Genomic DNA, 8002 nt, shown 5'->3' with positions numbered 1-8002 from the left:
TTTGTGTGCAACGATCTGATGGGCATCGGTGCCCTGAGCGCCGCGCACGAGGCCGGGTTGCGCATCCCGCAGGACCTGTCGGTCATCGGCTTTGATGACATTGAACTGGCCCGCTTCACCAGCCCGCCGCTGACCACCATCGTCCAACCCAAACAGCGCATCGGCCAACTGGCGGTGGACATGCTGCTCGAACGCATCCAGGGCGGGCGCACCGATACCAAACAAATGCTGCTGCAACCCGAACTGGTGCTGCGTGCATCCACCGCACCCAAGGACAAGATATGAAACGCACCCCCCTGCTCCACGCAGAACTCTCCCAGGTCATTGCCAGCATGGGCCATGGCGACATGCTGGTGCTGGGCGACGCTGGCCTGCCCATCCCGGTAGGCCCTGGCGCGCCGCAGCGCATCGACCTGGCCGTCTGCCGCGGCACGCCCGACCTGCGCACGGTGCTGCAAGCCGTGCTGACCGAATTGCAAGTGGAAAGCACCATCATCGCCAGTGAAGCCCTCGGTGCGCACCAGGAGTTGCCCACCTGGTACGACCATGCCTTGCCTGCGCAACCCGCCACGCTGGGCCACACCGAGTTCAAAAAGCTCTGCAGCCAGGCCCGCGCCATAGTGCGTACCGGAGAGTGCACGCCCTACGCCAACATCATCCTGGTAGCCGGCGTGGCGTTTTAGGTGCTTGCTATTGAATAAATAGCTGCTAGCGCAGGTGCTACCTGCGCGAACGGCCTATTTCTTATAAATATCCGTTTGGGGCCGTATCCAGCGCGTGAGCTCAATGCTGGCAATACAGACCACCAACCAGGCCGTGCCGGAGGCAAATCCGGCCAGCACATCGCTGGCAAAGTGCACGCGCAAAAACACCCGGCTCACCCCCACAGAAAACGCCAGCGCCACCGCCGCCAGCACCAGCGGCAATTGCCCGCGCGGCGGCACAAACCTGCACAACACATAGGCCAGCATGCCGTACAGCACCACCGAACCCGAGCTGTGGCCGCTGGGAAAGCTGAAACCCTGGGCCATCACCAGCCCGTCGTCGTGCACCGGCCGCACGCGCGCAAAAATCTGCTTCAGCGTGGTGTTGAGCACGCCATTGCCGGCCACGGCCAGCACCCAGCCCAGCGCCAGCCAGCGGCGGCCACGCCACACCAGCAGCGCGGCAACCAGGATGCACACGCCCGTGACGGTGGCCGTATCGGCCAGGCGGGTCAGCAGGGCGAACACCTGCAGCGCGGCGAGTGGCAGCTGGGTGCGCAGGCTGTCGGCCAGCGCCTGGTCGGCACGGCCCATGCGCCCATCGGTGCCCAGCTTTTCGGCCAGCTCGGCAAATAGCCAGGCCCCGGTGACGATCACCGCAAACCCCGCCGCCAGCCGCACGCCCAGGTAGAGCGCGGGCGACAAGCGGCTTTGGTCGCGCGGCACGTGGATGCGCCGCACGCCCCACCACGCCGCCGTGGTGGACAGCAGCAGCAGCGCCAGCAGCCCGCCAAAAATCGGTAACGCATGCTGGCCTGCCCAGGGCGCCCAAGCTTCCAGATCAAACGGCATACAGCCCCCGGTGCACCTGCAGCGAGGTGACTTGGACACAGGTAAAAGCGCCCGTATCACCGTCCTCTGCGGCGAAATCCCACTGTTCCACATCGCAACGGCGCTCGGCCGCCTGCCAGCGCAGCAGGTTCACAGAATTCGGCGCACCCGCGCGCACCCGGCTGGACACCGCCGTGCCCGCCTGCACCGCCCACATGGGCCGTGCCAGTCCCGGCAGCGGCAGCACAAACGGCAGATGGATGTGCCCGCCCAGCACCAGGTCGGCCCCGGCGCGCGCCCACACGCGCTGCGCATCGGCATGGCCGTGCAGCAGGTTTTTGATGTCCTCGGCCCGCTCCACCGCGATCGGCTGGTGCACCACCACCACGCGCAACTGCGATGCCGTGGCCTCGGCTAGCAGCGTGGCCACCCGCTCGATCTGCGCGGGCGACACCTCGCCGTTTTCATGCCGGTAGGCCCGCGTGGTGTTCACGCCGACCACCATCAAGTCCGGGGAACGGAACACCGGCTCCAGATCGGCCCCAAAAGCCGCGCAGTGCTGGGCATATGGATGCTGCCAGCGCGCCCACAGGTTAAACAACGGAATGTCGTGGTTGCCGGGCACCGCCAGCAGCGGCCCGCCCAGCTGGTCCATAAATGCCCGCGCGGCGCTGAACTGGGCCGGGCGGGCGCGCTGGGTGATGTCGCCCGACAGCACCAGCAGATCGGGCTGCTGCTGCCGCACCAGGGCGGCCAGGGCCTCGACCACCGGGGCCTGCTCGGTGCCGAAATGCGGGTCGGATATCTGCAACAGCACGGTCATGCGCGGCGGCCCTCGGCAGGTTTGAGCAGGTACAGCGGCTGCTCGGCCACGCGGAACTCCAGCGGTGTGCGCATACGGGTCACCTCGCCGTCGAACGCCACCTTGATCTTGCGGCGGCGCGGCTGCACCACCATGCGCGAGAACGCAAAGCTGTCCACGCTGTCGGCATCGCCCAGCGTGCCCATGGCGCCGCGCAGCATCAGGCCCACCATGGCCAGCGTGCCCATGGGTTTGAGCATCACGGCGGCAATCCGGCCATCGTCCAGATGCTGCGCCGGGTGCTCGCTCAGGTTCAGGCCTACCTGCTCCAGCTGCAGCCGGTTGTTGCCCACAAACAGCGTGGGCGTGCGCACGTTGCGCACCACGCCGCCCTCGTCAATGTGCAGATGCAGTTGGCGGTGGCCGCGCAGCAGTGTCATCACCGCCGCGCCCAGTGCCACCCAGCGGCTGCGGCCAAAGCGGGATTTGTAGGTCTCGCGGTCTTCCAGCAGCACCGGGTACAGGCCCAGGCTGGCGTTGACCAAAAACACGTGGCCGTTCACCGTGCCCACCTGCACCGGCGTGGGCACGGCCTGCATCAGCATCTGCGCGGCTTGCGCGGGCTCGGTAGAAATGCCGTGGGTGCGGGCAAAGTAGTTGAAGGTGCCCAGCGGCACCACGCCCATGGCACAGCCCGCCGCGTGCGCCGCCTGGGACACGGCGTTGATGGTGCCGTCGCCGCCCACCGCCACCACCGCCGAGCGGGTGGCCAGGGCCGTGGCCGCCGCTTCACGGGCCACGCAGTCCAGCTCGGCGGGGCGGGCAAAGCGCAGTTCGCCGGTGCGCCCGGCGGCTTGCAGGGCTTGGTGGATCACCGCCCGCTTGGCATCGGCATCGCTGCGGCCCGAGGCGGCGTTGATGATGAAGATCAGCGGTGCGGAAGGGTCCAGATCGGGGCATTGCGTCATACACCGCATGCTAGCAGCCCCCTGCTTCTTACTACCAAATAAATAGCTGCCTGCGCATATGGCTATTGCGCCAAAAGCTTAAAAAGCTAACAAAATTCGATGCCTGCACACTACCGCCAATCGCAGTAAGGATGCGTCGCCAAACTAGAGTTGTAGTAGCGTGCATCCTCGGTCACTTCCAGCCCCACCCAGGCGGGCCGCGCAAACACCTGGTCTTCAGCGGCCAGTTCGATCTCGGCCACCACCAGCCCGGCGTTGTGCCCCAGAAACTCGTCCACCTCCCAGGCGAATCCCTCGTGCTGCACCACGCGCCGGATTTTCTCCACCATGGGCCCATCGCACAGCGCCAGCAGTTGCACCGCATCGTCCAGCGGCACCGGGTATTCAAACTCGGCCCGCGTCGCGCCCTGGGTAGCCCCCTTGATGGTCAAAAAAGCCTGCTCGCCCGCGATGCGCACGCGCACGGTGCGTTGCTTGTCGCGGTTCAGGTAACCCTGGCGGAAAAGCGTGCCCGGGCCTTGGCGCCAGGCATCGCCGGTCACGAGAAACTTGCGTTCGATTTCAATGGCCAAGAGGGTCTCCGGAATGTAGATGGGTGGGCTGCCTTAGGGTCAGCCATTCTGCCAAACCCCCATCCAGGCCCGAAAGCCTGCTACAGGGTGTTATAACCAAGCCCCGCAAATCATCACCTCTGCTTCTCTGGGAAGCGCGGCACAGTCTGGGGGTGAGCAACAGTACATAAGGAAACCCACCATGGGCGCGCAGTGGAAAGCAAAAGGTAAGGAACTGGCAGCCAACGCCAGGGGCCGCGTATTTGGCAAATTGTCCAAGGACATCATGATCGCCGCGCGCAGCGGGGCCGACCCGGCCGCCAACGCCCGGCTGCGCTTGCTGGTCGAGCAGGCGCGCAAGGTCTCCATGCCCAAGGACACGCTGGACCGGGCCATCAAAAAAGGCGCGGGTCTGACCGGCGAAGCCGTCAACTTCGAGCACGTGATCTACGAGGGCTACGCCCCGCACCGTGTGCCGCTGATGGTCGAATGCCTGACCGACAACGTCAACCGCACTGCGCCCGAGATGCGCGTGCTGTTCCGCAAGGGCCAGTTGGGTACGTCGGGCTCGGTGGCCTGGGACTTTGACCACGTCGGCATGATCGAAGCCGAACCCGCCGCCAAGGGTGCCGATGCCGAGGTGGCCGCCATCGAAGCCGGCGCGCAAGATTTTGAGCCCGGTGAGGAGGACGGCAGCACCACCTTCCTGACCGACCCCGCCGACCTGGATTTGGTCAGCCGCGCCCTGCCGACCCACGGTTTCACCGTCTTGTCGGCCAAGCTGGGTTACAAGGCCAAGAACCCGGTAGACCCGGCCAGCCTGAGCGCCGAGCAATTGGAAGAAGTCGAAGCCTTCCTGGCCGCCATCGACAGCAACGACGACGTGCAGAACATCTTTGCAGGCTTGGGCGGTTAAGCCCCCTCGTGCCCTGCTTTTCTAGCCTGCGTGCAGGCTAGCCACTTCCTACACAGTTTTTATGGACTTTTTCATCCTGGCGATCCTGATCGCCATCGGCAGCTACGCCTTGACCTCGCGCGACCAGCGCCTGCGCATTGCCACGCTGGGCAGCCACCTCGGCCAGTACCAGATCGAAAAGCTGATGGAGACCGTCACCCAGGGGTACCTGCGGGCACTGGGCGAAAAAGACCTGGCCCGGCAAGAGCAAATCTGGGCCCTGCTGAACACCAGCGAAGGCCAGTTGGCTGACCAGTTCAAGCGCTTTGCGGCCGAGTTTGCCAAAGCCGGTGCCGAGCAAACCCGCGTCAGCAAAATCGCCATCGCCCTGCCCTATGCCGACACGCTGTTCCCCAGCGCCACCTTCGACCTGCGCAAGGCCTTTGCCATCCACGCCCAGGGCATCGCCCGCGCGGCAGAAACCCCTATGGGCGGCTTTGGAGGCTCTTCGGCCAAAGACAAGGCCTTCACCATGTCGGCCGAACTGTTTTTGATGCAGCACACCTGCCACTGGTTCTGCAAATCCAAAACCGTGGCCTCGGCCCGCATGATGGCCCGCCACCAAACCAGCTACGCCCAGCTGGTGGCCGCGGTATCGCCCGAAACGCGCAAGGCATATTGCAGTTTGGTGGAAGCCTGATTGCTATGTAAAAAACAGCTGCTCGCGCAGATGGAATCTGCGCGAACGGCCTAAAAGGCTTACATCTCGTCAATCGACGTAGAGCGGCTCAAAGCCTGCGCCTCCAGCGCATAACGCTCGTTGGTCTTGACGTAGAAGCTGGCCCCAAAGCGGCCTATCGGCTGGTAGTGCTGCAGGCGCACGCGCCAGGTTTCGGTGTCGATCAGCTCGTCGCGGGCGTGCATCCAAACCACTTTGCCGATGAAGATTTGGCGGCTGTCGGTTTCTATCAGCTCCCACAGCGTGCATTCAAAGGCTACCGGGGCCTCGGCAATGCGCGGCGGGGCAATGCCGCAAGACGGCGCGGTGGTCAGGCCCACGGCCTCTAGCTCGCTCTGGTCGGGTGGCAGGCGTTCACCGCAGCGGTGCATCTGCTCGGCCAGATCTTCGTCGCACATGTGGACCACAAACTCTTTGCTGCGCTTGATATTGGCCGCGGTGTCCTTGAGCTGGCCGTCCTTGAGGCGGTTCAGGCTGATCATCACGATGGGCGGCTCTTCGCCCATCATGGCAAACATGCTGAAGGGTGCGGCGTTGACCACCCCGCCCTCGCTGAGCGTGGTGACCAGCGCGATGGGCCGCGGCACGATCAGGCTGGCCATCATCTTGTAGCGCTGGTATTCGGTGAGGGTAGAAAAATCGACGTTCATGGGCAAGGATGCATGCAATAGACATGCCTGTTTGTACACATTTAGGCGCTGTTCAGCCTTCAAACTGCGGGTGCAGTTGGCGGATCTTGGTCATCGCCACCCCGGCGGCGGCGGTGCGGGTTTCGACCCCCATCTTCACGTAGACGCGCTCCAGGTGCTTCTTCACGGTGGCGGGGCTGCTGCCCAGAATCTCGCCGATGTCGCGGTTGGTTTTGCCCTTGACCACCCAGTACAGCACCTCGGCTTCGCGGGTGGTGAGCTTGAAGCTCAGGCTCATGGCCTCGATGACGGCCGCATCGGACACTTCGCGCATGACGATCAGCCAGTCGCCGCCTTCACCGTTTTGGCCCTCGCCGTCGCCGGTTTGCTGGTGCAGGCGAAAGCTCAAGCGCCGTGCGCCCTGCTCTACGCTGAGGCGCGGGGGTTCGATCTGCTGTTGGGCCATGCTTTCAAGGTGGGGCAAATGTTGCTGCAGCCAGTCCACCACCAGCTTCGGGGTCTGGGGCGCGCTGGTGCCAAAGTAGTCGCGCAGCAGGTCGCGGGCCAGCGGGGTTTGCCACATCAGCTTGCCGTCGCTAGCGCGCACGGTAATGCTGGCGTAGCCAAACGCGTCCAGCGCATTGCGGGCCTGGCCGGCCTGGTGGACCTGCTGGCGGGCGCGGCGGGCGCTTTGCAGGTGCACGTTCATGCGCGCCATCACCTCTTTGGGTTTGATGGGCTTGGTGACGTAGTCCACCCCGCCCGCCTCCAGTGCGGCCACCAGGTGCTCGGTTTCGGTCAAGCCGGTCATGAAGATGATGGGGATGTGGGCGGTGGCCGGGCTGGCTTTCAGGCGGCGCGCCACCTCGAAGCCGTCCATGCCGGGCATCATCGCGTCGAGCAGCACGATGTCGGGCAGGGCCTGGGCGGCGCGCTGCAAGGCGGTTTCGCCGCGGGTGGCCACCAGCACGGTGTAGCCGGATTCGTCCAGCGCGTCGTGCAGCACGGCCAGGTTGTCGGGCACGTCGTCGACGATCAGCACCACGTCGGAGTTGCTGCGGTCGAGGATGGCTTCGGGTTCAGGGAGCATGGCTGGAAGCGGGGCTAGGAGGGCTGGAAGGACTTTCAGGGGCCTGGGCCAGCAGGCGGCCAATGGCTTCAAACTGGAACTGTTGGGCCAGGGTGCGCACCTCTTGCGCCAGGCCCCGGCATTCGGGCTGCGCCTGTTCCAGCGCGGCCAACTGGTTGAGGATACCCCGGTAAAAGCCCAGTTCGGCCACCTGGCGCAGCGCCTGCAGCCGGGCCGCGTCGGGCCAGACACGCAGCACCGGCGCGGGCGGTGGCGGCGCGGCGACGGCGGGAGCATCTACCCACTGGAGCTGCAGGCGGCGCTCCAGCCAGTCCAGCAGCTCGCTGTGGCGCACGGGTTTGGTGATGAAGTCGTCTATGCGGATGCCGACATCGTTGTCCAGGCCTTTGTCGAAGGCGTTGGCGGAAACAATCGCGATATGGGCTTGCGTGAGCCCGTCTGCTTTGATGCGGCGGATGGTTTCCCAGCCGTCGATGCCGGGCATGGCCAGGTCCATCAGCACGGCATCCGGCTGGTAGCCTGCGGCCAGCAGATCGAGCGCGTCGTGGCCGCTGGCGGCGGTGCGCACTTCAAACCCCAAGGGTTGCAGCAGTTGCGCCAGCAGTTCGCGGTCGGCTTCCTCGTTGTCCACCACCAGCAACTTGCGGCGCGGGCCCAGGTAGGCGCGGCGCAGGCGTGGGGCGCTGCTGCGCACGGTTTTCAGGTCGGCCCCGTGGATTTCGGGCAAGAAGAGCTTGACGCGGAACACCGAGCCGCTGCCCGGCGTGCTGACCACGGTCATCTCGCCGCCCAT

The 8002-nt window shown here is 65.3% G+C and carries 11 protein-coding genes; 4 read left to right on the top strand and 7 right to left on the bottom strand.

Translation table 11 applies throughout. The features are described from left to right. Positions 1-285: substrate-binding domain-containing protein (locus ABI213_RS11305; protein WP_348027123.1), on the top strand; the 285-nt coding region annotated here is incomplete at its 5' end. Further along, entirely contained in the window at positions 282-683 is a 402-nt protein-coding gene (gene rbsD, locus ABI213_RS11300) for a D-ribose pyranase (protein ID WP_348006019.1), read from the top strand. The genes ABI213_RS11305 and rbsD, both read left to right, overlap by 4 nt. A gap of 54 nt (positions 684-737) precedes the next feature. Here the strand turns inward: rbsD and ABI213_RS11295 are convergent, their stop codons facing one another. From ABI213_RS11295 to ABI213_RS11280, 4 genes are all read right to left on the bottom strand, one after another. After that, positions 738-1556 carry a phosphatase PAP2 family protein gene (locus ABI213_RS11295; protein ID WP_348027121.1) on the bottom strand — a complete coding sequence of 273 codons (819 nt, stop codon included), beginning with the start codon at positions 1554-1556 and terminating at the stop codon, positions 738-740. Further along, positions 1546-2358 carry a metallophosphoesterase family protein gene (locus ABI213_RS11290; protein ID WP_348006021.1) on the bottom strand — a complete coding sequence of 271 codons (813 nt, stop codon included), beginning with the start codon at positions 2356-2358 and terminating at the stop codon, positions 1546-1548. The genes ABI213_RS11295 and ABI213_RS11290 overlap by 11 nt, the downstream gene beginning before the upstream one ends. Further along, the gene (locus ABI213_RS11285; RefSeq protein WP_348027119.1) at positions 2355-3305 is read right to left on the bottom strand and encodes a diacylglycerol kinase family protein; all 951 of its coding nucleotides are present in this window, start codon (positions 3303-3305) and stop codon (positions 2355-2357) included. The genes ABI213_RS11290 and ABI213_RS11285 overlap by 4 nt, the downstream gene beginning before the upstream one ends. 110 nt (positions 3306-3415) lie before the next feature. Continuing rightward, the gene (locus ABI213_RS11280; protein ID WP_348006023.1) at positions 3416-3877 is read right to left on the bottom strand and encodes a CYTH domain-containing protein; all 462 of its coding nucleotides are present in this window, start codon (positions 3875-3877) and stop codon (positions 3416-3418) included. A 181-nt stretch (positions 3878-4058) separates the two neighbouring features. On the opposite strand from ABI213_RS11280, the gene ABI213_RS11275 reads away from it, so the two are divergent. Together ABI213_RS11275 and ABI213_RS11270 are read left to right on the top strand one after the other, a co-directional pair. After that, a complete protein-coding gene (locus ABI213_RS11275) occupies positions 4059-4772 on the top strand; it encodes a YebC/PmpR family DNA-binding transcriptional regulator (RefSeq protein WP_348027117.1) in 714 nt (237 codons plus the stop codon). A 61-nt stretch (positions 4773-4833) separates the two neighbouring features. Beyond that, the gene (locus ABI213_RS11270; protein WP_348027115.1) at positions 4834-5451 is read left to right on the top strand and encodes a hypothetical protein; all 618 of its coding nucleotides are present in this window, start codon (positions 4834-4836) and stop codon (positions 5449-5451) included. 59 nt (positions 5452-5510) lie between these two features. Here ABI213_RS11270 and ABI213_RS11265 read toward each other — a convergent pair whose 3' ends face one another. From ABI213_RS11265 to ABI213_RS11255, 3 genes are all read right to left on the bottom strand, one after another. Then, entirely contained in the window at positions 5511-6140 is a 630-nt protein-coding gene (locus ABI213_RS11265) for a flavin reductase family protein (protein ID WP_348027113.1), read from the bottom strand. Positions 6141-6192: 52 nt separating this feature from the next. After that, positions 6193-7209, bottom strand: a complete 1017-nt coding sequence (locus tag ABI213_RS11260) for a response regulator transcription factor (protein WP_348027111.1) — start codon at positions 7207-7209, stop codon at positions 6193-6195. Next, on the bottom strand, positions 7199-8002 hold an 804-nt coding region (locus tag ABI213_RS11255; protein WP_348027109.1), incomplete at its 5' end, for a response regulator. The genes ABI213_RS11255 and ABI213_RS11260, both read right to left, overlap by 11 nt.

This window comes from Rhodoferax sp., assembly GCF_039922535.1.
GTDB lineage: Bacteria > Pseudomonadota > Gammaproteobacteria > Burkholderiales > Burkholderiaceae_C > Rhodoferax_B.
The sequence above is the reverse complement of the archived record's forward strand: the minus strand, read 5'-3'. Positions and strand labels throughout refer to the sequence as shown.

Excerpts from the sequence above, each read along its gene's own strand:
- ABI213_RS11265 (WP_348027113.1), bottom strand. The coding sequence starts at position 6,140 with ATGAACGTCGATTTTTCTACCCTCACCGAATACCAGCGCTACAAGATG.
- rbsD (WP_348006019.1), top strand. The coding sequence starts at position 282 with ATGAAACGCACCCCCCTGCTCCACGCAGAACTCTCCCAGGTCATTGCC.
- ABI213_RS11295 (WP_348027121.1), bottom strand. The coding sequence starts at position 1,556 with ATGCCGTTTGATCTGGAAGCTTGGGCGCCCTGGGCAGGCCAGCATGCG.
- ABI213_RS11290 (WP_348006021.1), bottom strand. The coding sequence starts at position 2,358 with ATGACCGTGCTGTTGCAGATATCCGACCCGCATTTCGGCACCGAGCAG.
- ABI213_RS11260 (WP_348027111.1), bottom strand. The coding sequence starts at position 7,209 with ATGCTCCCTGAACCCGAAGCCATCCTCGACCGCAGCAACTCCGACGTG.
- ABI213_RS11275 (WP_348027117.1), top strand. The coding sequence starts at position 4,059 with ATGGGCGCGCAGTGGAAAGCAAAAGGTAAGGAACTGGCAGCCAACGCC.
- ABI213_RS11285 (WP_348027119.1), bottom strand. The coding sequence starts at position 3,305 with ATGACGCAATGCCCCGATCTGGACCCTTCCGCACCGCTGATCTTCATC.
- ABI213_RS11270 (WP_348027115.1), top strand. The coding sequence starts at position 4,834 with ATGGACTTTTTCATCCTGGCGATCCTGATCGCCATCGGCAGCTACGCC.